Here is a 24,326-nt window from a genome sequence, read left to right as displayed (position 1 = left end):
TAATTTTATGAGCAGAGGAGGGATTGCCATGAGAAGGTATGTTTATCACAGCTTTCATGATGATTTGGTGACGAGTCGACATCAAGATTGGCGATTGCCTGCAGATTATAACTGGCGACGAGTGGGTAACCGCTGGCAGCAGCGGGTGGTTCGCGCTAGTGCCAAGGTTATGAGTATCATCTACTGTCACCTTGGCCGAGCCATCACGTTCAAGAATGCTTGGCGGTTAAAGGTAGCGGGTGCTGGTGGCTTTGTCGTGTATGGCAATCATACGCAACCCACGGGCGATGTCTTGATTCCTTATTATCTAGGAAATCGACAGACATTCAATGTCCTAGCTAGTCCCGCTAACCTGGGCATTCCGGTGCTTGGTCCGTTGACGACCCTGGGTGGTGCTTTACCAACGCCACAGACGCTGCATCAATTAGGATTGTTCAATCGTTCGGTCGTCGACAAGTTGGCGGCTGGCGAGTGGGTGATGATTTACCCAGAGGAGCACGTTTGGCCGTACTACACTGGTATTCGACCGTTCAATCCAGGATCGTTTCACTTTCCAGTAGTCGCGCAGGTGCCGGCCTACTGCCTGACGGTGACCTACCGCAAGCGTCGATGGCGGCGTCCACGGTTGGTGGTGTATCTGGATGGGCCATTTAAGCCGGATGGCCGGCTATCGCCGAAGCAACAGCAGCGAGATCTCCAGCAACGGATTCAAGTACAGATGACCAAGCGTGCCGCGACGAGTGACGTCCAGTACGTGACTTATGAGGAGGGATGAAAGGTGAATATTCTATATTGTGGGGATACCAATATGAAGCCGGGACTGTTAATCTCGATTCTTTCGTTACTGAAGCAGGTCCACGAGCCACTAAACATTTACATTCTAACGGCATTTATACAAAATGAATCGCGTAAATTCTATCCATTGACTGTTGAAACGACGACTGAATTGGACACATTAGTCAAACATGATAATCCGGCTAACCGGGTAGTACGTGTTGATGTGACCGCATTAGTCGCGGCTAATCCGCCAACTGCCAACCTCGACACGATCTTTACCCCGTGCTGTATGCTTCGATTGTATGCCGATCAGGTGCCAGAATTACCGGACAAACTCCTGTATTTAGATACCGATGTGATCTGCCGGCGTAATTGTCACTCATTCTATCACCAAGACATTCAAGATATTGAGTTGGCGGGAGTTCTTGACCATTACGGCCGCTGGTTCTTCCACCAGAGCTGGGAACACTTTGATTATCTGAACTCTGGTATTCTTCTGCTCAATCTTAAGGAGATTCGCCGGACGGGACTATTTGCCCGAAGCTGTGAGCTTTGCCAATCCCGTGAGATGTTTATGCCCGACCAATCGGCGATCAACAGCCTGGTTGCGCATAAACGGCTGATGCCGCGGCGCTACAACGAGCAGCGTCGGTTGAAGACGAACACCGTCTTTCAACATTTCACCACCAGCTTCCGTTTGTTTCCGTGGCTACACACGCTCACGGTTAAACCCTGGCAGGTTGAAGACATGCACTGTAAACTCAAGCTTCACGAATATGACGATATTTTGACAGAATATGAAAAATTAATTGTGACCTTATAAGGAGGAGATTAACATGACCCAACCAATACCAGTGTTCTTTTCGATCAACGATGCTTATGCGCCATTTCTTTCGGTGGCGATGACCTCGATTATTGCCAACGCCGATACTCACCAGCAGTATGATCTCATTATCTTATACGAGGATCTCAGCGCGGAGAACCGCGAGCGGCTGGGTCAGTTAGCGACCCCTAATGTGTCGATTCGCTTTGTGACGGTCAACGACGACTTAATGAAACAGCTGGCTGGCGAGCACATGAAGCTGCGGGGAGACACGTTTACCCTGACGATCTATTACCGCCTCTTCATTGCCGCAATGTTCCCCCAGTATGACAAGGCCATCTATCTCGATGCCGACGTGGTTGCGACGACGGATCTTGCGGAACTGTTCCAGCTGGATTTAGGCGATAACTTAGTGGGGGCGGTGCAGGACACGTTTGCGGCTGATAACCCACAGAGCATCCAATATGTGAAGAATCATTTGGACTTACCAATTGCCGACTATTTTAATTCCGGGATGATGCTTATGAACTTGAAGCAGATGCGGGCGGAGAAGTTCAACGAGACATTTACCCATCTACTGACGACCTATCATGTAGAGTTTATTGCGCCAGACCAAGACTACTTAAATGAACTGTGTCGCGGTCGGGTCCTACACATTGATCGTGCATGGAATGTGATGCCAACGAAGCAAAGCCGAGTCACAGCACCCAAACTATTGCACTACAGTCTGTTCGGAAAGCCTTGGCACTATGAAGATGCCCAGAACGGTCAATATTTCTGGGATTATGCGCCGAAGTCACCTTACTTTGCAGAAATTAAGGCTATCCAACAGGCCTTCACCGATGCGGACCGGGCCAAGGATCACGAGGCAGAGCAGGGATTATTAAAAACACTTCGCGCCTTCTCAGAGAAGAACAGTGGCGACGTCCAGCAGATTAGAAGAGAATTGGAGTTGAGCTAATATGATTATCGGTGGGATGAAGGAAAAAGTTGTCGAAAATATTGCACACGACGCCTTAGCTGGCAATCTCAACGCTAAGGTTGAAGTCAATGATCCTCAGTTTACTAGAGAACAACAGCAGGCGGTCCTCCAACGCTACCTGCGGCGGGATGGGTCGCTGACGTATCGCTTTAATAATCATGTCTCCCGGCAAGTTGCCGGATTGGCGACCCGATATTTCAATCGGCGGTCGCGTTTCGAGGGCCTGGAGAATCTCAGCGGCATCACGGGTGGGGCGATCATTACCAGCAATCACTTTAATCCGCTGGATAATACGGTCGTGCGCCGCATGGTCCAGCGAACCAGTAGGAAGCGGCTCTACATCGTTAGCCGAGATACCAACTTGGAAATGGGCGGGTTTATCGGCTACCTCATGAACTACTACGACACGATCCCCATCAGTGATGATAAGGAATACGCCGGCCGCATTTTCCCTAAATTTGTGCAACAGGCGCTCGATCAGGATCAGTATGTGCTGATCTACCCTGAACAGGAAATGTGGTTCAATTATCGTAAACCGCGGCCAGTCAAACGAGGGGCCTACTATTATGCCGCCAAGTTCCAAGTCCCGATTATATCCTGCTTCGTGGAAATTCAAGATCTGCCGCGCGTAGATAATGCGGAATTCGATCAAGTCAGTTACGTCATGCACGTGCTTAAGCCGATTTATCCGGATCCAGAAAAATCGGTGCGAGATAATAGTCGTGCCATGATGGCTCGTGATTACCAGCAGAAGAAAGCGGCTTATGAGCAAGCTTACGGCAAGCCTTTGACGTATCAATTTGAGCCGGGCGATGTTGCGGGTTGGCGTGGTGAACGGATGCCAATTGCCCCCAGAGCCGGAAAAACGGTATAATTGAAGAAACAACTGAGTGGAGCGACGAAAGTTATGACGAAGAAAAGTGACCAGCAGCGTCAAAATATTATTGCGGTTAGCCGGGAGTTATTTACGGAAAAGGGCTATACAGAAACCTCCACACGTGAGATCAATGAACGTGCAGGTATTGCGGAGGGGCTACTTTACTATTACTTTCCCAAGGGTAAACGCCAACTATTAGACGTTATTGTGCATGAAGGGGTTGAAGACCGCGTCCGTGTTGCGGAAAACCTAACAGCGAGTTGGACGCGTGAGAACATGGAAGAAAATATCGTGGGCCTGTTTGAGAATATGTGGCAACTGCTCGGGGATGGCATTGGTTATCAGGAATTTATTATTACGATCCGTAACCGATCGATGTTATCGGATGAACAATCTGCCTGGCTGATTGCCTCCTTTGAGAATGTTCAAAAGCGTATCGCGGACACAGTCTTTGCACTAACACGTGAAGAAACCACTCACGAAGAGGCTACCCAGCTGGCCAATGCCATCATGGCTACTTTTCAAAAAGTTATATTTGATGAGTTGTTGATTCGAAACCACCGCGCTTTGCCAGCTGGCACCTATGCGTTTATTGCTGGTCAGATTCATATGTTGATGAAGTTGATTTAGCAGAATGGTGACCACGCACGTTTGCCAATCATTGTGGGTAAGGAACAGTTAATGCTTGCAGCAGAGGTCAATGACTAAAAAAAGTTGGTCCGGGAAGTAATTTCCTGGACCAACTTTTTTTACGGAATCTAGCGTTTATTTTTCCTGCGCGACACTCTGAATCTGCTGACTTAATTGCGCCTTCACGGTACCGTAGTAACCAGCACTGTACAGACCGCCGTCGACGGGAACGTCAATACCAGTGACGTATGAAGAGTCTTCACTAGCTAAGAAGAGCGCTGCACCGGCGAGATCGCTGGTCTTACCAGAATGGCCCAATAGTGTCATAGCCCCCATGACATCTTGGCCGTGGGTCTTCTCCAAGATAGCCTTGGTCATGTTCGTTCCCCCGATGAATCCGGGTTCAATAACGTTACTGCGGATGCCCCAGTCGGCGTAAGAGTAGGCCGCATTCTTGGACAAGCCGCGCATAGCCCACTTGGAGGTTGAGTAAGCGGTTGATGGGGTGCCATACATGCCGCCAAGGGAAGAGATGTTGACGATTGCACTCTTGCCGGATTTCTTTAAGAGCGGCGCACACGTTTCAATGCCCATCATGGGACCGGTAACGTTGACTGCCATGATCTGGTTCCACTTGACCAAGTCGACCTTAGGGAAAGCAGTTGCGGCGTTTGTCCCAGCGTTGTTGACCAGGATGTCTAAACCACCGTAAGTTTCTTGCGCAACCGTAACGGCGTTATCCCAATTAGATTGTTCAGTGACTTCGAGGTGAATGAAGCTGGCCTCGCCGCCTTGAGACTTGATATCATTGGTGATTTGCGTGCCGAGATCTTCTTTGCGTCCACCAATTAAAACCTTAGCACCTTCAGCAGCGTAGAGTCGAGCAATGGCTTCGCCAATTCCGCTAGTAGCACCAGTAACCAAAGCAACTTTATTTTCTAATCTCATGAGAACGTCTTCTTTCGTTGGAGGATTTTAATTAAGTAAGTGATTGCTCACTCACCTAATTGATTACATGATACAACCCGTTCAGATTGAGGTCAAGTTATTTATAATTTTAGCTTGAGCGACTACGCCAAAGTCATGACAACAAAAAGGCCGCCAGAGCCAGAGAAGCCGGTTTTGGTGGCCATGTCGTCTAAACTAGCCGGTTTACCGTTCGTCAAATTTAGGCTAGAACGCGTTTGGGAGGACGCCGCCAGCCTGAGAAGCGGTCTGCCAGCTCGCTTTGAACCGCCCAATCCGCGTTTCAAAGTCGCCATTTTCCAAGTAAACCCGTTTGGAAAATCCCACGGCTGGCCCTTCTAGGTGCATTTGGACCTTAAACCTTTAGAAACTAATGGAAAACGCGGGGTGTCTCATTTATGGAAGAATTGAATAATCAGCTGGGCAATTGTCAAAGCGTGAGTCTCCAATGCAAAGTGACCGGTATCGAGTAAATCCACCTCAACGTTAGCATCATCACGCTTAAAAGCTTCGGCACCTGCGGGAATGAAGGAAGGATCGTTCTTGCCCCAAACGGCCAGTAGCTTAGGTTGATAGTCTCGAAAATATTGTTGGAATAAGGGATAAGCCTTAACGTTGTTTTGATAGTCAAAGATTAAATCCAGTTGGCGCTCAGCGTAACCTGGTGTCTGGGTGTAAGCGACATCTAAGGTGTAGCCATCCGGTGAGACACGGTTGGACTGAGTTCCCGTTGTATATTGTCCCTTGATGGTTGCTGGTGCAAAGGCTGTCCGATAACTGTCTCGTTTGGCTTGTGTCGGGTGATCCCAAAAGTCTTGCCGGCTAGCCCACTTACTACCGAGGCCTTCCTGATAAGCGTTGCCATTTTGGCTAACGATACCACGAATCCAGTCGGGATGTGCTTGAGCAATGTAGTAGCCAATGGGGGCACCGTAATCAAAGACATACATGTAGAAGGAATCCAGGTGTAGTCGTTTCAGAAATGCTGTCATGATTTCGCTAAGATGCTTGAAACTATAACTAAATTGGGTGTGATCAGGGGCACTGGATTGGCCGAATCCTGGGAAGTCTGGAGCAATCAAGTGAAAGTGATCTTCCAGTGCAGGCATTAAGTCACGGAACATGTGGCTGGCTGAGGGAAAGCCGTGGAAGAGTAACATCGTGGGTTTGTCAGGATTACCGGCTTCACGATAAAAAATTTTCAAGTCATCGACGTCAATTGTGTGATAAGTCATCATTATAATTCCTCCCGAATTTTTTGATTGTTAGTTGTTAGTAAGGCTGTCATGGGGGCTTTGTCGCTACCCAAAAGTTGGTCAGTTGTGACGGTGAGGTCGTCGAGACAGTGGTTGGCCGTCACGAGGAAGTCCCCACTGGCAGCAGTTAAGGCAATACTGGTTGCTCTGCCCTGTGCTTGCAGCGTAACCAGCTGCTTCTGGGCGAGGACCTTCGCCAACCGCGAAGTTGTTGAGCGTTCATAACCAAGCTTTATGGATAGTTGCTTGATGGTTTGGGGGTGCTCGTCTTGAAGCGCCATCATGAGATAGCTGTAAGCGGGCTTCATACCAGTGGGGGCAAATATCTTGTCGGTAAGCTGTTCCATGGTCCGCATGTACCGTGCAGCTGTGAAGTAGGCGCAGGTTTGGTAGAAATGGTGGGACATTAGGGTCACTTTCTTTCTTTATCGTGTACATACATGATATACCTATTTAAAAAAATTGCAAGAAGTCGTTGACAAAAATATGTGGTGAGTATATACTCACTTTATCAGGTAAGTAATCAATCACTCACCTTTTCAAAATTTGTTTTGGGAGGCACTATCATGGGAAACGCAATTATTGATTTACAACATCTCGCCAAGAAATTTGGCGATCAAACGGTCTTAAAAGATATTAACCTCACTGTTAACGCCGGCGAAATCGTTGGGTTAATCGGGCCTTCAGGAGCCGGTAAGTCAACGGTTATCAAGGTAGCCCTGGGCATGGAGGTCGCCAATGGCGGTTCTGCCAAGGTCTTCGATACAACAATGCCCAATCGACTGTTACTCGGAAGAATCGGGTACATGGCACAGACGGATGCTTTATATGATTCCTTGTCCGGTTTGGAGAATTTAAAGTTCTTCGGCTTAATGAAGGGCATTGCTAAGGAAAATATGAAGGAAGAGGTTATGCATGCGGCTGAAGTCGTTGACTTAACGGCTGACTTGAACAAACGGGTCTCCGGTTACTCCGGTGGGATGATGCGACGGTTATCCCTAGCCATTGCTTTACTGGGGAATCCAGAGTTGCTGATCTTAGATGAACCGACTGTTGGGATTGACCCAGCCTTACGACGTCAGATTTGGGCAGAACTAGACCGGATTCGTGACGAAGGTCGGGCAATTCTGATTACGACACATGTGATGGACGAAGCTGAATTGGTTGGCCGGGTCGCCTTACTCTTAGGCGGCGAAGTCATGGCTTTCGATGCACCAGCCATTCTGAAGAAACAGTACGGCGTTAACACGATTGAAGACGTATTCTTAAAGGCGGAGGGTGTTGAATAATGAGAACGATTGGAATTATGAACCGGGTGCTGAAGGAACTTTTCCGAGATAAACGGACGCTAGCACTGATGTTTATCGCCCCCATCCTAGTGATGTTGTTAATGAGTGTGATCTTTAATACCAATTCCTCAACGGACGTTAATGTTGCGACGGTTTCCGTTTCTCAGAAATTAAATAAAGAAATGGGCGGAATCAAGCATGTGACCGTCAAGACCTATGATACGAAGAGTGATGCCAAGAAGGCTTTGAATAATGAAAAAGTTGATGCCATTATTAAAAAGAATGGGAACAACTACAGTTTGACTTATGCCAACACGGATTCCTCTAAGACGGCGATGGTCAAATTAGCCTTCAAGAATGCTGTGACGGCAACGAGTATCAATCAATTAAAATCAGCCTTGAAGCAGAGTACTAAGGCGACGGTTAAACTCCAAGTCCAATTGCAAGCACTACAGAAGCAACAGGCTGCTGCTAGCACAACGGCAGCAACGACGAGTAGCGCTGCGGCAGCCAAGCAGGCAGCGGCTAAGCAAGCAGCTGCTACCAAAGCCAAGTCGACCAACAACTCAACAAAGAGTTCCAGTCAATCACCCCCCAAGATTACGAACCACTACGTATATGGGGATAAGAACACGGGTTACTTTGCTAAAATGTTACCAATTCTGATGGGCTTCTTCGTCTTCTTCTTCGTCTTCCTGATTTCCGGGATGGCCCTGTTGAAGGAACGGACGACGGGGACCTTGGATCGGTTACTGGCAACCCCTGTTAAGCGGTCCTCCATCGTCTTCGGCTACATGTTAAGTTACGGGGTTCTAGCGGTAATTCAAACTATTGTGATCGTCTTGACGACCGTGTGGTTACTGGGTATCGAAGTTGTCGGCAGTATGGCGAGCGTGGTTGTCATCAATTTGATCCTCGCTTTAGTCGCCCTGGCATTCGGGATTCTCCTCTCGACGTTTGCCAACTCAGAATTCCAGATGATGCAGTTCATTCCGCTGGTTATCATTCCCCAAGTCTTCTTCTCCGGGATTATCCCACTGGACTCCATGGCCGATTGGGTTAAGGATATCTCCTACATTATTCCACTGAAATATTCTGGGGATGCCGTTAACGCCATCATCATGCGGGGAACGTCCATCTTCAACTTAGGATTGGATATCCTGGTTTTACTGATCTTCCTAGTTGGACTAACCATTCTGAACGTTGTCGGGCTGAAGCGTTATCGGAAAGTTTAAACGAAATTACAAGAGTTTATTAACTAATTCGCGTATAATGAATTGGTAGGTATGATTGCCGTTCCAGGGGGCCACGGGCCCACTGTGAACGGCAATCTGTGTCAGTAGAATTTGTATAAATAGGAAAGGGTGAGCGGTGTGGAACCAAGTATTTTTGTCAATTACCGTGATTGGCTGGAACAACAGAAAATGCCAAAGGGTAAGAAGGCAGCTTTGGTGGCTGCCATGGAGCTCTTTTCGGAGGACGGTTTCGACGGGACGTCGACCGTTGATGTGGCGAAGCGCGCCGGCATCAGTCAGGCAACCATTTTTAAGTATTTTCATACGAAGCAGGATCTCATGTTGGCCGTCGTGCGGCCCGTCATGGAGCACTTCTTTCCAAAGTATCGAGATGAGTTCTTTGCCGGTATCGCGCGGCAAAAGACGTTGACGGAGATGGTTCACTTCATGGTGACCGACCGGTATGCGTTTATTAAGGGCAATGAAGAGGCAGTTAAAATCATCGCCATGGAAATGATGACGAATGCTGATATGCGTGAACTATTTGGCAAGCTGGTTCGGAGCAACGACTTTGATTTCCTGGGCGAACTTTTACGGAATTTCCGAGAGACCGGAGAGCTGCGTGACGACATTGACGCAGCCGGATTGGTTCGGATCCTCGGCGGTCAACTCGCCATTTACGTGATCCAGTCTAGCTTTACACCGGTTCTCGTGCATGGTAAGGATGAGGACTTGAAGATGATTGCAGAGCAAGTCGTTCGGACAATCAAAAAATAGCAAAATGAAGCGGTTAGTTGCCTGAGGGGACTAGCCGTTTTTCTTTTTGTCGTGTAATCTAGATGGTAACAGCTCTTTTATCCGGAGAAAACCGAACGGGTATTCTAAAGTGAAAAAATTGCGTGGAAAGGAAGTTTGTCGTGTCTAAATACCGTCTACAAACTATTATTTTTGTGTTAACTTCATTCATGTTGGGATGTAATGAATTCATTGTTGTCGGGGTTATTTCGGATATCTCGAAATCCCTGAATGTTTCCGTGGCGACCGTGGGTTATTTAGTCACAATTTTTGCGACGGTCTTTGCCGTCAGTACGCCGTTCATCACGGTGTTGACCAATCGTTTCAGTCGGTACAAGACGTTGATGGTGCTCGTCCTGATCTTCTTGGTGGGAAATACGTTGAGTGGGTTTGCGACTAGCTACGCCATGTTGCTAGTGATGCGGGTGATGACGGCTTCTGTAGCTGGCGCGATCGAATCCTTTATTATTTCTTTTGCAAATGACATCGCGCCCCATGACAAGCGGGCGGTTCTGATTGCTTGGATCTCTGCTGGGTTCAGCATTGCTTCGGTCGTTGGGGTCCCCATTGGAGTGGCCATCAGTACTGCCGATAGCTGGCACGCGGCTTTCCATGTTATCTCCGGTATCACGTTGGTTACGGCGCTACTGCTCGCGTGGTTATTGCCACGTAACGTCGAGCAGACCAAGGGTGGCGTGAAGGATCAGCTGGTCTTTCTCACGGACAAACGAGTCTACTTAGGAATCGCGGTCAATCTCTTCATGGCAGCCACAATGTATGCTTACTATACGTATATTCGGCCGCTGATTACGACCAGTATGGGGTTTGATCTGACTAGTCTGAACTGGTTGCTCTTCGCATTGGGTATCATGAGTATTATCAGCAATCGGTTGTCAGGAGCGTTGGCGGAACGTAAGGGGCTGCCGAAATTGCCGTGGTTCTATGTGGCTGACATGCTCCTCTTGATAGCGTTGCCGATTGCGCTCAACAGTCAGGTGGCAGGCTTTGGGATCCTGCTGATTCTCACACTGATTGTGACTATCGCTGGCGCCCCCATTCAGATTCACTTCCTGGATGTGGCCGCGGAGAGCTATCCGCAGGCGACGATGCTGGCGTCGTCAGTCAGCGCAATTTCATTTAACATCGGGATTTCAGTGGGATCAGCCACGGCCTCACTGATGTTGAGTCAGGTGGGCCTTCAAAACATCAGCTTTGGGGCCGCCGGCTACGCACTGGTTTCTCTGATTCTGGTAGTTGCGCTAAACCGGGTCATCACGACCCATCAACAATCTGTGGCCTTAGAAAAATAATTTTTAATTGGGGACGTTTTCATGAGGCGTCCTCCTGCTTATTTTCTGAGAGGTAGTGTATTCTGGTAGGTAATGAGTGAAAATCTTAAGATTCAGAGGAGAAAATATCGTGAACAAGTATCGTTGGCAAGCCATCGTTTTTGTCCTGGTGGCGTTTATGTTGGGGTGTAATGAATTTATTGTGGTCGGGGTGCTCTCCGACATTGCCAAGGAATATCGAATTCCGGTGGCGACCGTGGGTTATTTGGTGACAATTTTTGCCACGGTATACGCAGTCAGCACGCCGTTTATCACCGTCTTGACGAGCCGTTTTAGTCGCTACAAGACGTTAATGGCCCTGATGGGGATCTTCTTAGTGGGGAACACGCTGAGTGGTTTTGCGATGAACTATCCCGTGTTGTTGCTATCTCGAATTATCACGGCAATGGTGGCTGGTGCGATTATTTCCTTGATCATGACCTTTGCCAGTTCGATTGCGCCACGTGAAAAACGGGCGAGTCTGGTGTCGTGGATTTTTGCCGGTTTCAGTATTGCCTCTGTCTTTGGGGTGCCGATTGGGACGGCCATCAGTACCAGCTATAGTTGGCGCGACGCCTTCTACTTAATCTCAATAATTAGTGCTGTGACCTGTGTCCTGCTGGGGTGGTTGTTGCCTCGCAAAGTCGAACAGGTCCAAAGCAGTGTGAAGAATCAATTGGTGCTGTTGAAGGATCCCCGAATTTACGTGGGGATTGCCTTAGTCCTATTTACAGCAGCGACGATGTACGCCTATTACACGTATATTCGACCACTACTGACGACTGCCCTAGGATTCAGTACCCAAAGTTTGAACTGGTTGCTCTTCCTAATTGGAGTTATGAGTATCATTAGTAACCGGTTGTCGGGGATGTTGGCAGAACGAAATGGTCTACGCATCATGCCACGATTCTACGTGGTAGATGTGATCTTGCTAGCCTTACTGCCGATTGGTCTGAACTTCAAGTTTGGTGGCTTAGCGATTCTGTTAGCGATGAGTCTGGTCGTGACGATTATCAACTCGCCCATTCAGATTCATTTCCTGAACATTGCCGAAGAGGAGTATCCACAGTCAACCGTGCTGGCATCTTCATTGAATTCCATCTTCTTTAACTTCGGTATTTCCTTGGGGTCGGCGACGGCTTCCGGGATGCTGGGGACGGTCGGATTGAACCACATTAGCTTGGGGGCTGCTGGGTACGCAGGTATTTCGCTGATTCTCGCGCTGGTTCTGAACCGTGTAATCAAGCGGTACCGGCAAAATAGTTTCAATTAAGCAAAATTCGCGTTAGAGTTGACCCTAGAGACTAATTAAACAGGAGGTTATTTGATGACAAAAGTACCTGTAGTCACGTTTAATGATGGTTACCAGATGCCAACTGTGGGCTTGGGCACGTTCCAAGTCCGTGGTGGTCAAGGGGTCAATCAGATTCTAGCAGCGATTCGCGACGGCTATCGGAGCCTCGACACGGCGACAAATTATGATAATGAAGGTGCTGTAGGTGAAGCCATTCGGCAATCCGGGTTGCCACGGTCGGCATTCTTTGTGACGTCGAAATTACCGGGAAAGTACCACCGCTATGCGGATGCCACGACGGCAATTCAGGAATCCTTGTACCGTATGGGGCTGGATTATTTCGACCTATTTCTGATTCACTGGCCACTGCCTAAGCGTGACCATTACGTGGAGGCTTGGCAGGCGATGATTGATGCCCGGACACGCGGGTTGATTCGTTCCATCGGGGTCTCAAACTTCGAGCCAGGACATTTGGATCGACTGGTCAAGGAAACTGGTGTGACGCCAGCGGTCAATCAGATTGAAGCTCATCCATACTGGAATAACCAGCGGATGTTGACGGCGGATCAAGAGCGGGGAATCATCACTGAGGCCTGGAGTCCACTGGGACGCGGGAGTGCGGCATTGAAGGAACCCTTGATTCAGAAGCTAGCTAAAAAGTACGAGAAAAATGTGGGACAAATTATCCTTCGCTGGCACTTCCAGCGCGGCATTGTTCCCATTCCGAAGGCCAGCAACTTGCTGCATCAGCGGTCTAATTTGGATGTGTTTGACTTCAACCTGACGTCAGAAGAAATGGCGGCAATCAACGCGTTGAGTCGTGATGACGGTCGAATCGATGGCCAAGATCCTAATGAATATGAAGAATTTGACTAAATAATTATTTGGGAGAGTGGGAAAAAAGGCGGTTAGCTGACGAGCATTAAGGCTGATAGCCGGATAATCCCGGATTTGGATAGTTCGGCTATCAGTTTTAAGCGGAGTCAACGGCCTTCTGTCCCACGTTTCAGCAATATAGCTTAGGAGAACCAAAAAGGAGACTGGGATTTTATCCCGGGCTCCTTTTTTAACGCTTCATGGCTTCAATAGACGAATAATTATATAAATAAATTTGTAAGTGTTCAGCTCTGACAAAGGGGTACAAGTTCGGTATAGTGGGGATATTGACTTTTTAGAGGAGGTGGAACGTGGACGATAGGGATTACACACACGTGGCCGATGATACTGTATGGCTAAATTATTGGTGTGCCAGGGTTAGGATAATTTGTGATTTCCTTCCACTGGGGTGAGCACTCTGACTGATCAACTGCATCTATAGTATCATTTGACCGGCTAAGCGACGACTATCCTAAGTTTTCTGCAACAGCCAAATACATAACAATTGAGGAGTAAGAGCTTTATGAATGGGGAAACAATTAAGGTACCACAGAAAGACAAGACACTGACACCGGGGAAGTTGTTTTATAACTGGTTTGCGGCAAATATTGGCATTATGGGGATTGTGTTTGGCGCAATCATCGTTAGCTATCATTTATCCTTTTTGCAAGCAACATTGGCATCGCTAGTCGGGGCACTCTCATTTGCCTTTCCGGGTTGGGTCGCGATGATTGGCAAGCGCGAAGGGGTGACGACCTTCAAATTATCGCGGGCGGCATACGGTACGCAGGGCAATAAGCTTCCCAATGGGATTGCATGGGTCAACATGGTTGGTTGGCTCGCGGTCAACGTGATTACTGGGACACTTTTATTGGTAGCACTCCTGCAGGTGATTCATATTGCAAAGTCGGATTGGACGGTTGCCGTGGCACTGGCTGTCTTTGCGGGTATTGTGATTCTCTCCGGACTAGTGAACGAATCCGTTTTGGCAAAGATTCAGACCTGGTTATCCTGGTTATTTGGGATTTTAACGGTTGTGATTCTAATTCTGTTCTTGATGAAGGCTAACTGGCAACAAGCACTAGCGCAACCGAGTGGTAAATGGTTAGGTGGGTTCTGGCCCGCCGTATCGATTGTCGCTGCGGGTTCCGGAATCAGTTGGTCGATGGCTGCGGCTGATTGGGGGGCCTACGTGAAGCCGCAGGCCAGTCAGAGCGCTACATTCTGGCATACGTTATTGGGTGGGGCTGTGCCGTTGTTCATTCTGATGTGGGGTGGGGTCCTGTTGAGCACAGTTGAACCGGGACTGGCTAGTGCGGCCAATCCAATTGCAGTGATGAGTTACGCCTTGCCATCGTGGATGACAGTGATTTACTTCATGGTAGCGGCAGGAGGCTTGATTCCACAGTGTATGATCAGCTTACGTTCGGCCCGAATTAATCTGGAGACCGTGGGGATTCGAATTTCGCAACGGAACTCCCTGACCTTACACGGTGCGATTGTGATTTTGGTTCCCGTATACGTGCTGTTTATTTCAGAAAACTTTATGGGTAACTTCGAACTCTTCCTCGGGTTCTTGGGGACGTGTCTGGCTGCCTGGGTTGCGGTCTTTCTGTGCGACAGCGTCCTCTATCGACGAGATGGTTATGCCGTCAGTGAGATGATGGTGACTTCGTCCAATCGGTTCAACTGGAAGGGTATCAGCTCATGGGTGATTGCAGTGATCACCGGATTCTTGTTTACCAATAATGCCGTTTGGAATGGGCCGTTTGCGCACGGTATCTTCCGTGACAATAGTCTGGGTGTCTTCGTGGCAGGAATCGTAGCGATTATCTGCATGGTTGTACTGAGGCCACTAGGCAAGCGCCTAACTGAAGAGGTTGACTAGGATGGCGCGAGTACTAGTGATTGGCGCCGCCTACGTGGATATTGTGGTTAACGTTCAGCATCTCCCGAAGAGCGGTGAGGACGTGGCTGGAGATTGGCGTCGTACACAGGTAGGGGGGTCTGCCTTCAACGTGCAACGAGCGCTGACGTATGCGGGAACCACGGCGGATCTAATGGCGCCGGTTGGTCAGGGTGAACACGCCACCATTGTACGGGAGACTTTTCAACGACTGAATATTCCGGTAATGGTCACTGATACTAGTGCCGATAACGGCTGGGATGTTTCGTTTGTGGAGGCCAATGGCGAGCGTGCCTTTCTGTCGATTACTGGCGTTGAGCGTCGCTGGCAAGCCGAATGGTTCACACGATTCTCCCTTGCCAAGTATGACTATGTTTATCTCTCTGGATATGAACTGGAGGATGCCCAGGCAGCAGATGTGATTTTAACGGCATTATGCCAGCAGCCACAACTGCGTGTCTTATTTGATACGTCACCCCGTGTCGGGAGCCTAATGCCAGAAGTTCTGCAACAGGTAATTCGCCCGGGAATGCTCATTCACGGAAACCTGGCAGAAATTAAATGTCTGGGACTACCAACCGAGACCTATCAGGAGATTGCCTTACGACTAAACGCCATTACGGGCGAATTAGTCGTGGTCACACTTGATGCCCAAGGGAGCTACTACGTTGAGAGTGGTCGGGGCCACATGGTTCCAGGAACGGCGACACAGGTGGTTAATACGATTGGTGCCGGTGACACCCACTGTGGTGGCCTACTGGCTGAGTTGGCTGCTGGCAACGACACTGCACAGGCCGTTCAACGGGCCAATGCGTTGGCGGCGCTGGTTGTCAGTCAGCAAGGTGGTGCATTAGAAAAATAGCGAATTAGATGCGGCTGATCCTTGAATGGACCGGCCGTTTTGACGTGATTTGCACAACCCATTTAGTAGTTCATCAACAGGTTAAATTAACCGGAAAATCGCGTCAGGTCAACGCTAATGGTTATGATTTTTTTGGTGAGTCAACCTAGAAACAACAAAAATTAGGCGTTGCCATTTTTTCCGGTGCTAACTACCCGAAATGCTTCTTGCAGTGAGACTGCTTTTTCCGAGAGCAGTTATAGTAAATACAGAGCGGTAGAAGTGTTATCAAAGTAAATGGATTTGGGACGCGAGCAGTTACCATAGTTGATAAGTCAATCAATAGGGAGAACTGTTAGTGGATGTTGATTGGAGGAGGATTACGATGCGAAGGAAGATAACTACCGTCGTGATTGGCGCTCTGATAGTCATCGCCGTCTGTTTAGTTGGCGGCTTCGCTACTGGTGGGATTACCGCTCACGCCGGTAGTGTTGTGGTCTCTGGATTAGATGGTGGTGACGCGACCATTACGGATTCCAACGGTACGGCCGTTTCAAATGGCACCGATCTGAGTAAATGGGATAACTATACGGTAGATTATGTCTGGAGTATTCCAGATGGTGAGGCCATTAATGATGGTGACACCGTTACCGTAACGTTCCCACCAACTGCTGTCGGGCGGCGAGATGTGACATTCCCGCTATATGACGATAACGGTCAGAAGATTGGGACGTTTAGCATTAAGGAAGGCCAGAGTACTGGAACGATTACGTTTAATGGCGCCCTTGCGCATACCACAAAGGATCGGAAGGGTCATCTTCAATTCTACGTTAAGGGGAGTACTGTGAATAACAACGTCGATTCGGACTGGGGCATTAACAAGGTCGGTTGGGTTTCGGAACGGACCCCAGATGGCGCACCTGCAAAATTAACGTGGAATATTGCGTTTAACCCGAGCAGTTCCAAAATGGATAAGGCCGTCGTTACCGACAGCTTGGGACCTGGTCAAACGTACATCCCGGGAAGTGTTCATGTCCAGACCGGGAGTTACGACTCAAACGGGTTCTTTATCAGTGATGGAGGGTCACTTACGCCTGAAATCAGCACCATGGGAAACACGTTGACTTTTACATTTAGCAATGTGACCACGGCAGTCAATCTAACGTATAACACAACACCAGATGTTTCTGGTACTGGTGGCACTTGGAAGAATAATGCGTCACTGAACGGTCAAAGCGTTGGGGCGCGGATCGTTTGGGGCGGTACGGGTACAGGTAATGGTAATGGTGATGGTGGTTCTGATCAACAATTTGGAGAGGTCATTTTGAAGAAGACCGCAAAGTCCAATGGTAAAGCCTTAGCAGGGGCGGTATACGACCTGCAGGATGCCGATGGCGAAGTCGTCAAGTCTGACTTGGTGACCGATGCTGAAGGCATCATCAAGGTTGAAGGCTTGGCCGCTAGCGACTATCAATTTGTCGAAATAACTCCACCGGCCGGCTTTGAGCTGAATAAGACGCCAATTCCATTTACCATTAAGGACGGGCAAACGGCCGCAGTAACGGTCGCTGCGGAAGATACGCCAGATAGTTCGAGCACTGGCGGTGGTGGTAATCCTGAGAATCCTGGTGGTGTCACGCCACCAACTAATCCCGGAACTACGAACCCCGAGAATCCTGGAACGACAACACCTGTAAGTCCAGAGAATCCTGGAACAACGACGCCCATAAATCCAGAGAATCCTGGAACGACAACGCCAACGAAACCCGTGAAGCCTGTCAAACCAACAACGCCGCAGAAGCCAACAAAACCAACGAAACCAATAAAACCAGTGAAGCCTGTAAAGCCGGTGGAGCCGACAAATCCTGGTGTAACCACGCATAAGCCAGGGGGGGCTTCAACGTCTTACCCCGGCAGCAGTAGTCAGCATCCCGTAAATAGCGGTGCCGGTGCATACGCGACTAGTGGGACTGGTAGCCACACGGGAGCCACAATGAGCGGCCAGCAGACTGGCAGTGGTAGTGGTTCCAGCAGTGGGTCTGGGTCTGGCTCTAGTTCGGGTTCTGGTCTAGGTTCTGGATCGCACTCAGGTTCAGGTCAGTATGCGGGCCAGACTTTACCACAAACCGGTGAACACACGACTCAGTCAGCAGCTTGGGCAGGGCTGATTTTACTCGTCGCAAGTGGATTAGGAATCGTAGCTTTGAAACGGAAAGACTAATTTATTTTAAATAGCTTAATACTTGGCGGCGGACTGTGGAGCACGCAGGCCGCCGCCTTTTATTGAAATATTTATAATAGAATTAACTATCTTAGCTGACAACTATATGCTATACTGAGTAAAATTCAAGTTCAGCTTATGAATCATTCTTCGGGGAGTTAGTATATTTGTTGCCGAGCAGTTTGTGTAGCGGATAGTTAAACGGGAGGACAACATGAAGCAATCGGAGACGTTAAAACGCAGTTGGTTGTTAGCGATGCTGGGGAGCGCGCTGATTGGTGGCGGCTATGGCCAGGCATGGGTGCCAATGGCTGAATTATTTCGGCACAAGACCAACACATTAAGATAATGATATTTTAGACGATAAACCGGTGATGTCGTTTAAGTTAAAGCCCTTTCAATGTATAATAATCTAGAAGACCTTCAGGAAGAGGCGAGGATATGGTGAAGCGGCGAACGTTGACCAGGGAGATTGTGTTAGATCGCGCGGATCAGCTGATTGCGGAGCGTGGATTGGATAAGTTGACGATTCGGGCCTTGGCTGACGCGTTAGAGATCCGACCACAGTCCGTTTATAACTATGCTGATAGTTTGACGGACCTGTTGGATCAGGTGGGGGTGCGATTCGTGAATCAGTTGAGTGAACGATTGATGCGGCGCTTATTTGGTGTTGGCGGTAAGGAGGCCTTGATGGTCTTCGCTCAAGAGTTTCGCAAAGGCTGCCGCCATGAAAAGCATTTGGCATCCATTTTAATCAATCCGAATGACCTGCGGCAATTGAAGCGAACACATCAAGCGTTGAGTGACTTGTATAATCAAATGTTTCAGAGTCTCCACGTCTTAGAAGGCGAAAATAATTATAGTTTAGTGGAATCAACCCTGTATCGATCAGCATTATTTGGATTCATCATGCAAGAATTGGGGGGGTATTTGAGGATACCTCAGCGCAAGATTGATGAGCGTTTCCAAGCGATGATGCAGTTGGCCATCGACCAAATTACGTTAGAATAGAGAAAAGTCGGCCGTAGTTGTCGACTTTTTTTAGAATCTTCAGAATGAGGGTTGACTTAAAGTGCACTCGAAGGTGTTTACTAAGACTTGTAAGGAATTCAAGGAGGCGGTTTGATGGTTGAAGCACAGCGGCAATACCGGATTGGCGAGTTTGCCAAGTTAGTCGGTTTATCCACATATACGTTACGGTATTACGAGGATCAAGGGCTGGTGAAGTCGCAACGCGATGTGAACGGCGTGCGTTATTACACTGATGAAGATATTCGGTGGGTTGGTTTTATCCTTCATCTGAAGGGGACTGGCATGCGGCTCAACGACCTGAAGCGGTATGTCAAACTTCGGGCCGAAGGAGATGCAACGATTCCCGAGCGACGGGTCATGTTGCAGAAGACCAAGGACGATGCCGAGGCAGATATTGCGGAACTGCAGATGCACTTGCAGGTGTTGGGCCGGAAGATCGACTGGTATGATGGTAAGGTTGCGCATACCATTGCCGATTCCGAGAGTTTCCATGATTATTTACAACGATTCAATGACAAATGAAGGAGCGCTTTAAGATGACAAAAAGCGAAGATATTAAGAACGGTGTTATTTTCCCCGCTGGTGATAAGAATGTGGCATACCAGGATTTCTTTACGGGTCAGAGTTACTTACAAGGCCTAGTGAACGATCCAGATGTTAGCGTGGGTGTCGGTAACGTAACCTTTGAACCTGGCTGCCGGAACAACTGGCACATTCATCACAATGGTTTTCAGATCCTATTGGTTACCGGCGGTGAAGGCTGGTATCAAGAAGCTGGCCAGCCCGCTCGGCGGTTACATGCCGGTGATGTGGTCGTTACGAAGGATGGCGTCAAGCACTGGCACGGCGCAACCAAGGATAGCTGGTTCAGTCACATTGCCATTACGGCTGGAACGCCGGAATGGCTGGAACCCGTTGACGATGCACACTACGACGCTTTAGACTAGGAGGCAGATAAATTATGGCAAAGAAGCAAACTGCTGGTCGGGATAACTTAGGTGACTTTGCCCCTAAGTTTGCTGAACTGAATGATGATGTGTTATTTGGACAAGTTTGGTCACGCGAAGAACAACTGTCCGCGCATCAAAGAAGCTTGATTACGATTTCTGCGCTGATCTCTGGGGGTAACCTTGAACAATTACCAGCCCACATGAAGATCGGTAAGGGCAATGGTATCACTAAGGATGAGATTGCTGAAGTGATTACCCACTTGGCCTTCTACGTCGGTTGGCCTAAGGCGTGGTCCGCATTTGGTATTGCAAAGGAAATCTTTAAGGATTAACTGAAGGTTGAAAGATCTAAAATACCCGTTATAACTGTTGCAACAACGATGCTGAGACTAAAATTAGGCAGCGTCGTCTAAACCAGCCGGCTTACCGTTCACCAAATTTAGGCTGCAACGCTGTGGGCAGGACGCCGCCAGCCTGAGAAGCGGTCTGCCAGCTCGCTTTGAACCGCCCAACCCGCGTTTCAAAGTCGCCATTTTCCAAGTTAACCCGCTTGGAAAATCCCACGGCTGAGCCTAAATTTGGCTCACTCACGCCTATGTAGACAGTGACCAACTTTCAGAGATTAATCTAAAACGAGTCTCACGACCAGAAAATGGTGGTGGGACTCGTTTTTTTCGGGTCAAAAGCGCGTAGATGGGCCATTTGTAGCGACAATTATCAGTAAATATTGCATAATTAACTAAATAACCTATTCTGAAATTGAGGAGTCAGACAACATGCGAAAACGGAAAATTTTAACTAATTTATTGGGCATCGTATTTGTCGGCGGCCTTGTCTGGGGATTAACCAGCGTGCAACCAACACCGGCCCAGGCCAAGACTAGCCAGGCAGTCACTCAGTACAAGCAATGGCAGAAAGCCTATGTAGGTGGTAAGACGCAGAAGTACGTGAAATCTAATAACGGTCAGGGTACGACAACGGCGCTGTCCGAGGGGCAGGGCTATGGGATGCTGGCAACCGTGCTGGCAGCTAAGAAGGGGGCGAACACCCACGCAACCTTCAATCAAATGTACAAGTATTATCGGGCTCACCGGGTCTCAAGTAAGTTGCCACTGATGCAGTGGCAACAGACGAAGCGTTCTGGTAAGATGACCAGTACTGGGTCACAGAAAAATTCGGCAACCGATGGAGACTTGGACATTGCTTATGCGTTAATTCTGGCGGATAAGAAATGGGGAAGCAAGCAGACGAACTACCGAGCTGCGGCCAAGAAGCTCATCAAGGCCATCAAACAAAAGGAAATCAACAAGACGACCTATTTACCAACGATGGGAAATTGGGCCACGACGAGTTACGATGTTAGCAAGCTACGGACCTCGGATCTCATGACGGGCTATTTCAAGACTTTTGCCAAATATACCAGGGATAGCACTTGGACTAAGGTCGCTAAACGCAGTCAAACCGCCGTTAAGAAACTTAGCGCACGACATAAGACCGGGTTGTTCCCGGACTTTATCCTAGCGACTGGTACACGAATCACACTTAAGGCCGTTAAGCCGTACAGTATCGAATCTGGAACCGACGACCAGGTCGGCTACAATGCCAACCGAGTACCTTGGCGGTTAGCACAGACGATTAAAATCAGCAAGGATAGTGTGACCAAGAAAGCCTTGGTAAAACAGCTGAATTTCTTCAACAAGAAAAAGAAGATTACTGCCGTTTACACGTTAGGTGGGAAGGCCGTTAATAGTTACGTGAACACGGCTTTCACGGCGCCGGTCCACTTTGCGGCTGTGACTATGAAGAAGACAGCATTGAAGAATAAGACAGCTAAACAGATGCCGAAGACAATTGAAAAGCACAACTACTATTCCGCCACGTTACAGGTGGTTACCGGGTTGTCATAAATGAAAAGCTCTCAGTATTTGCTGAGGGCTTTTTATAATATATCTAATAAGAGCTGAAGGTTAAAAATAGTGATGACCGCGGTTAACAGGTAGCCAATAATTGTGACCCAGCGGCGATTTGCGTGGGTTCCAAGCAGGTGACGACTACCGGTCAATGCCACCATTGGGAACAGGGTGAATGGCAGGGCAATGCTGAGCGTTACCTGAGCATAAACAATCAGGTGCTCAAATGTACGATCATTAAAGCCAATCAGCCAACCGATAATCAAGATGGGAATCAGCGTCACAAACCGGGTCAGCAGACGCCGTTGCCAGAGTGGCAGGCGAATGTGAATGTAGCCTTCCATCACAATCTGACCAGAGAGCGTACTGGTGATGGAGGAAATCAAACCGGTGATAAGGAGTGCAAAGGCAAATAACCAACTCATCAAGGGGCTGGCCAGACTACCGACGATTGCTGAATTCTGTAAACCATTAAAGACGGCCTGGAGACTGGTTAGCTGTCCCGTTCGGCCAAAGAAGAGGGTTCCGCCAAGAACCAACAAGAGGGCGTTTACAAGCAATGCGGCAATCAGATGAACGTTGGAATCCCATTTGCCAAAACGCAGCGCCTCGTTGACTTGGGCGGGGTCGTGTTCATCATAACGCCGGCTTTGAGCCAATGAAGAGTGTAGGTAGAGGTTATGCGGCATAATGGTCGCCCCAATGATACCGACGCTCAGAATTAATTTAGCATGGTTGGTCAGTAAACTGGTGGTGGGGATGACACCGCGCAGAATAGCAGGAATCGCCGGGTGAGCTCGAGCGACTTCGATGGCAAAGATAATGCCGACCGTTAGAATGGCGGTCAGGACAATAAACTCGACTCGGCGAATACCGAAACGTAAGAATAAAAGCACGATTAAGACATCCGCGATTGTGAGCAAGATACCGTAAACCAAGGGCAGTCCCAGCAGTAATTTTAGGGCAATAGCGGTCCCCACGACACCGGTCAGATCGGTAGCCATCATGGCAACTTCGTTGAGCAACCAGAGGCTATAGCGAACGGGTGCGGGCACGCGTTCTGCAATGGCTTGGGCGAGGTCACGCCGGGCCACAACGCCTAACTTAATGGCCAGAGTCTGCATAAACATGGCGACCAGAATGGCAATTACCAGTACAGCTAGGAGCTGATAGCGGTACTGACTGCCGCCGGCCAGCGATGTCAGCCAGTTACCGGGATCCATGTAACCCACGGCCACCAAGGCGCCGGGTCCACTGTACGCAAGGAACTTCTGAAGAAATGACGCGCCGTTGTTGGGAACGGCAACGCTACGATTGACCTCATCGAGACTGGGACGATCGGGTTCAGGCATGATCATCACGAACCTTCCGTTGGGCAAGGCCAGCCAGAACTTTGGCGAAGCGGGGATCGTCGTTCATGGGCGGTACCATTTTGAAGGTGTCGCCGCCGCTGGCCTTAAAGGTCTGATAATTCTGAACGTAGTCTTCCTCCAGAGTTTCTAGACAGTCAGCCACAAAGGACGGTGTCGCAATTAAAACGCGCCGCTTCCCCAACGTAACCAACTGCATTAACGTATTTTTGAGGTAAGGCTTTTGCCAAGGCATTGGGCCAAATTTAGACTGATAAACGGTCTGAACCTTATCGGCAGGTAAGTCGGGTAGCCGATCAAGGATACCCTGAGTCGTGGCCTGACATTCCGTGGGGTACGGGTCCCCGTGAGCGACCATGGCACTGGGAATACTGTGATAACTGAAGAGAACGGCGTCGAAGTTCTCCTGCTGATAAGCCTGCCCAACCTGATCAGCCAATAAATCAAGGTAAGCCCTATCTTGATAGAAGTGACGAATGGTGGTCAGTGGGACTTGACTGGTTGCTGCCTGCCTGAAGATGGAATCGTGGGTGCTTTGTGTATATTGTGGAAAGAGTGGTAGGAGTACGATGTGATCACACCCTGCCTGTGCCATGGATTTCAGTGTTTGCGCAATATCCGGCTCACCATAAGTCATGGCATAACGCACGTCCCAATCGGTCAGTTGTGCTTGAACTTGTTGGGTGATGCGTTGGGTATAGACAATCAGTGGCGACCCTTCTTTGGTCCAAATGTGTTGATAAAAGGTTGCTGACCGCCACGACCGCAGCGGCAGGATCATCCCTCGTAGAATCGGTTGCCACAGTGCCGGTGGCATTTCAATCACGCTACGGTCACTGAGAAATGTTTTGAGATAGGCTCGGACGTCCGCAGTTTGTGGCGAAGCCGGTGACCCGAGATTAACCAATAGTAAACCTTGTTGCATAACGAGACCCCCCAAGTATTCATAAGGTTATGATAGCATAATT

Annotated in this window: 26 protein-coding genes; 20 read left to right on the top strand and 6 right to left on the bottom strand. The window is 48.9% G+C overall.

The features are described 5' to 3' along the window. Positions 1–28: 28 nt before the first annotated feature. Genes ACKTSF_RS07055 through ACKTSF_RS07035 form a run of 5 tightly spaced genes read left to right on the top strand, consistent with a single transcriptional unit; the run spans position 29 to position 4,089 of the window. Positions 29–775, top strand: coding sequence for a lysophospholipid acyltransferase family protein (locus ACKTSF_RS07055; RefSeq protein WP_407887935.1), 747 nt, complete (start codon positions 29–31; stop codon positions 773–775). Between the two features lie 3 nt (positions 776–778). Then, positions 779–1,600 (top strand): glycosyltransferase family 8 protein, encoded by an 822-nt coding sequence (locus tag ACKTSF_RS07050; RefSeq protein ID WP_407887933.1) that lies wholly within the window; start codon positions 779–781, stop codon positions 1,598–1,600. A 13-nt stretch (positions 1,601–1,613) separates the two neighbouring features. Next, on the top strand, positions 1,614–2,561 hold the full coding sequence (locus tag ACKTSF_RS07045) for a glycosyltransferase family 8 protein (RefSeq protein ID WP_407887931.1): 948 nt from the start codon (positions 1,614–1,616) through the stop codon (positions 2,559–2,561). 1 nt (position 2,562) lies between these two features. Then, positions 2,563–3,456 (top strand): lysophospholipid acyltransferase family protein, encoded by an 894-nt coding sequence (locus ACKTSF_RS07040; protein ID WP_407887929.1) that lies wholly within the window; start codon positions 2,563–2,565, stop codon positions 3,454–3,456. Then, complete coding sequence (locus ACKTSF_RS07035) at positions 3,457–4,089, top strand: TetR/AcrR family transcriptional regulator (RefSeq protein ID WP_407887927.1); 633 nt, start codon at positions 3,457–3,459, stop codon at positions 4,087–4,089. A gap of 135 nt (positions 4,090–4,224) precedes the next feature. Here ACKTSF_RS07035 and ACKTSF_RS07030 read toward each other — a convergent pair whose 3' ends face one another. The 3 genes from ACKTSF_RS07030 to ACKTSF_RS07020 form a co-directional block, all read right to left on the bottom strand. Further along, a complete protein-coding gene (locus ACKTSF_RS07030; RefSeq protein WP_407887925.1) occupies positions 4,225–5,037 on the bottom strand; it encodes an SDR family NAD(P)-dependent oxidoreductase in 813 nt (270 codons plus the stop codon). A 410-nt stretch (positions 5,038–5,447) separates the two neighbouring features. Further along, positions 5,448–6,293, bottom strand: coding sequence for an alpha/beta fold hydrolase (locus tag ACKTSF_RS07025; protein ID WP_407887923.1), 846 nt, complete (start codon positions 6,291–6,293; stop codon positions 5,448–5,450). Then, positions 6,293–6,718, bottom strand: a complete 426-nt coding sequence (locus tag ACKTSF_RS07020; RefSeq protein WP_407887921.1) for a MarR family winged helix-turn-helix transcriptional regulator — start codon at positions 6,716–6,718, stop codon at positions 6,293–6,295. Before ACKTSF_RS07020 ends, ACKTSF_RS07025 begins: the two co-directional genes overlap by 1 nt. A gap of 159 nt (positions 6,719–6,877) precedes the next feature. Between ACKTSF_RS07020 and ACKTSF_RS07015 the strand changes: the two genes are divergently transcribed. The 14 genes from ACKTSF_RS07015 to ACKTSF_RS06950 all read left to right on the top strand — a co-directional run bounded on the left by ACKTSF_RS07015 (position 6,878) and on the right by ACKTSF_RS06950 (position 20,410). Next, positions 6,878–7,600, top strand: coding sequence for an ABC transporter ATP-binding protein (locus tag ACKTSF_RS07015; RefSeq protein WP_407887919.1), 723 nt, complete (start codon positions 6,878–6,880; stop codon positions 7,598–7,600). Beyond that, positions 7,600–8,835, top strand: coding sequence for an ABC transporter permease (locus tag ACKTSF_RS07010; protein ID WP_407887917.1), 1,236 nt, complete (start codon positions 7,600–7,602; stop codon positions 8,833–8,835). The genes ACKTSF_RS07015 and ACKTSF_RS07010 overlap by 1 nt, the downstream gene beginning before the upstream one ends. A gap of 189 nt (positions 8,836–9,024) precedes the next feature. Beyond that, a complete protein-coding gene (locus tag ACKTSF_RS07005; protein WP_407888168.1) occupies positions 9,025–9,612 on the top strand; it encodes a TetR/AcrR family transcriptional regulator in 588 nt (195 codons plus the stop codon). A 140-nt stretch (positions 9,613–9,752) separates the two neighbouring features. After that, positions 9,753–10,940 (top strand): MFS transporter, encoded by a 1,188-nt coding sequence (locus tag ACKTSF_RS07000; protein WP_407887916.1) that lies wholly within the window; start codon positions 9,753–9,755, stop codon positions 10,938–10,940. A 109-nt stretch (positions 10,941–11,049) separates the two neighbouring features. Beyond that, the gene (locus ACKTSF_RS06995; protein WP_407887914.1) at positions 11,050–12,231 is read left to right on the top strand and encodes an MFS transporter; all 1,182 of its coding nucleotides are present in this window, start codon (positions 11,050–11,052) and stop codon (positions 12,229–12,231) included. 54 nt (positions 12,232–12,285) lie between these two features. After that, positions 12,286–13,128 carry an aldo/keto reductase gene (locus ACKTSF_RS06990; RefSeq protein ID WP_407887912.1) on the top strand — a complete coding sequence of 281 codons (843 nt, stop codon included), beginning with the start codon at positions 12,286–12,288 and terminating at the stop codon, positions 13,126–13,128. Between the two features lie 523 nt (positions 13,129–13,651). Further along, a complete protein-coding gene (locus ACKTSF_RS06985) occupies positions 13,652–15,016 on the top strand; it encodes a purine-cytosine permease family protein (protein WP_407887910.1) in 1,365 nt (454 codons plus the stop codon). Position 15,017: 1 nt separating this feature from the next. Further along, on the top strand, positions 15,018–15,896 hold the full coding sequence (locus ACKTSF_RS06980) for a PfkB family carbohydrate kinase (RefSeq protein ID WP_407887908.1): 879 nt from the start codon (positions 15,018–15,020) through the stop codon (positions 15,894–15,896). 364 nt (positions 15,897–16,260) lie between these two features. Beyond that, a complete protein-coding gene (locus ACKTSF_RS06975; RefSeq protein WP_407887906.1) occupies positions 16,261–18,096 on the top strand; it encodes a SpaA isopeptide-forming pilin-related protein in 1,836 nt (611 codons plus the stop codon). A gap of 214 nt (positions 18,097–18,310) precedes the next feature. Beyond that, complete coding sequence (locus ACKTSF_RS06970) at positions 18,311–18,445, top strand: hypothetical protein (protein WP_407887904.1); 135 nt, start codon at positions 18,311–18,313, stop codon at positions 18,443–18,445. A 92-nt stretch (positions 18,446–18,537) separates the two neighbouring features. Beyond that, a complete protein-coding gene (locus ACKTSF_RS06965; protein ID WP_407887902.1) occupies positions 18,538–19,107 on the top strand; it encodes a TetR/AcrR family transcriptional regulator in 570 nt (189 codons plus the stop codon). Between the two features lie 114 nt (positions 19,108–19,221). After that, a complete protein-coding gene (locus ACKTSF_RS06960; RefSeq protein WP_407887900.1) occupies positions 19,222–19,650 on the top strand; it encodes a MerR family transcriptional regulator in 429 nt (142 codons plus the stop codon). Between the two features lie 14 nt (positions 19,651–19,664). Further along, positions 19,665–20,075 (top strand): cupin domain-containing protein, encoded by a 411-nt coding sequence (locus ACKTSF_RS06955; RefSeq protein WP_407887898.1) that lies wholly within the window; start codon positions 19,665–19,667, stop codon positions 20,073–20,075. Positions 20,076–20,089: 14 nt separating this feature from the next. Beyond that, the gene (locus tag ACKTSF_RS06950) at positions 20,090–20,410 is read left to right on the top strand and encodes a carboxymuconolactone decarboxylase family protein (protein ID WP_407887896.1); all 321 of its coding nucleotides are present in this window, start codon (positions 20,090–20,092) and stop codon (positions 20,408–20,410) included. Positions 20,411–20,501: 91 nt separating this feature from the next. On the opposite strand, the gene ACKTSF_RS06945 is transcribed toward ACKTSF_RS06950, so the two are convergent. Further along, positions 20,502–20,669, bottom strand: a complete 168-nt coding sequence (locus ACKTSF_RS06945) for a hypothetical protein (RefSeq protein WP_407887894.1) — start codon at positions 20,667–20,669, stop codon at positions 20,502–20,504. Positions 20,670–20,854: 185 nt separating this feature from the next. On the opposite strand from ACKTSF_RS06945, the gene ACKTSF_RS06940 reads away from it, so the two are divergent. Then, complete coding sequence (locus ACKTSF_RS06940; RefSeq protein WP_407887892.1) at positions 20,855–21,985, top strand: family 8 glycosyl hydrolase; 1,131 nt, start codon at positions 20,855–20,857, stop codon at positions 21,983–21,985. Between the two features lie 32 nt (positions 21,986–22,017). Here ACKTSF_RS06940 and ACKTSF_RS06935 read toward each other — a convergent pair whose 3' ends face one another. Continuing rightward, positions 22,018–23,346 carry an Nramp family divalent metal transporter gene (locus ACKTSF_RS06935; RefSeq protein ID WP_407887890.1) on the bottom strand — a complete coding sequence of 443 codons (1,329 nt, stop codon included), beginning with the start codon at positions 23,344–23,346 and terminating at the stop codon, positions 22,018–22,020. Beyond that, entirely contained in the window at positions 23,333–24,283 is a 951-nt protein-coding gene (hemH, locus tag ACKTSF_RS06930) for a ferrochelatase (protein ID WP_407887888.1), read from the bottom strand. The genes ACKTSF_RS06935 and hemH overlap by 14 nt, the downstream gene beginning before the upstream one ends. Positions 24,284–24,326 lie beyond the last annotated feature (43 nt).

The sequence above is a fragment of the Levilactobacillus muriae genome (genome assembly GCF_045862015.1).
GTDB lineage: Bacteria > Bacillota > Bacilli > Lactobacillales > Lactobacillaceae > Levilactobacillus > Levilactobacillus muriae.
Note: the sequence above shows the minus strand (reverse complement) of the source record. Positions and strands in the feature narration are given on the sequence as shown.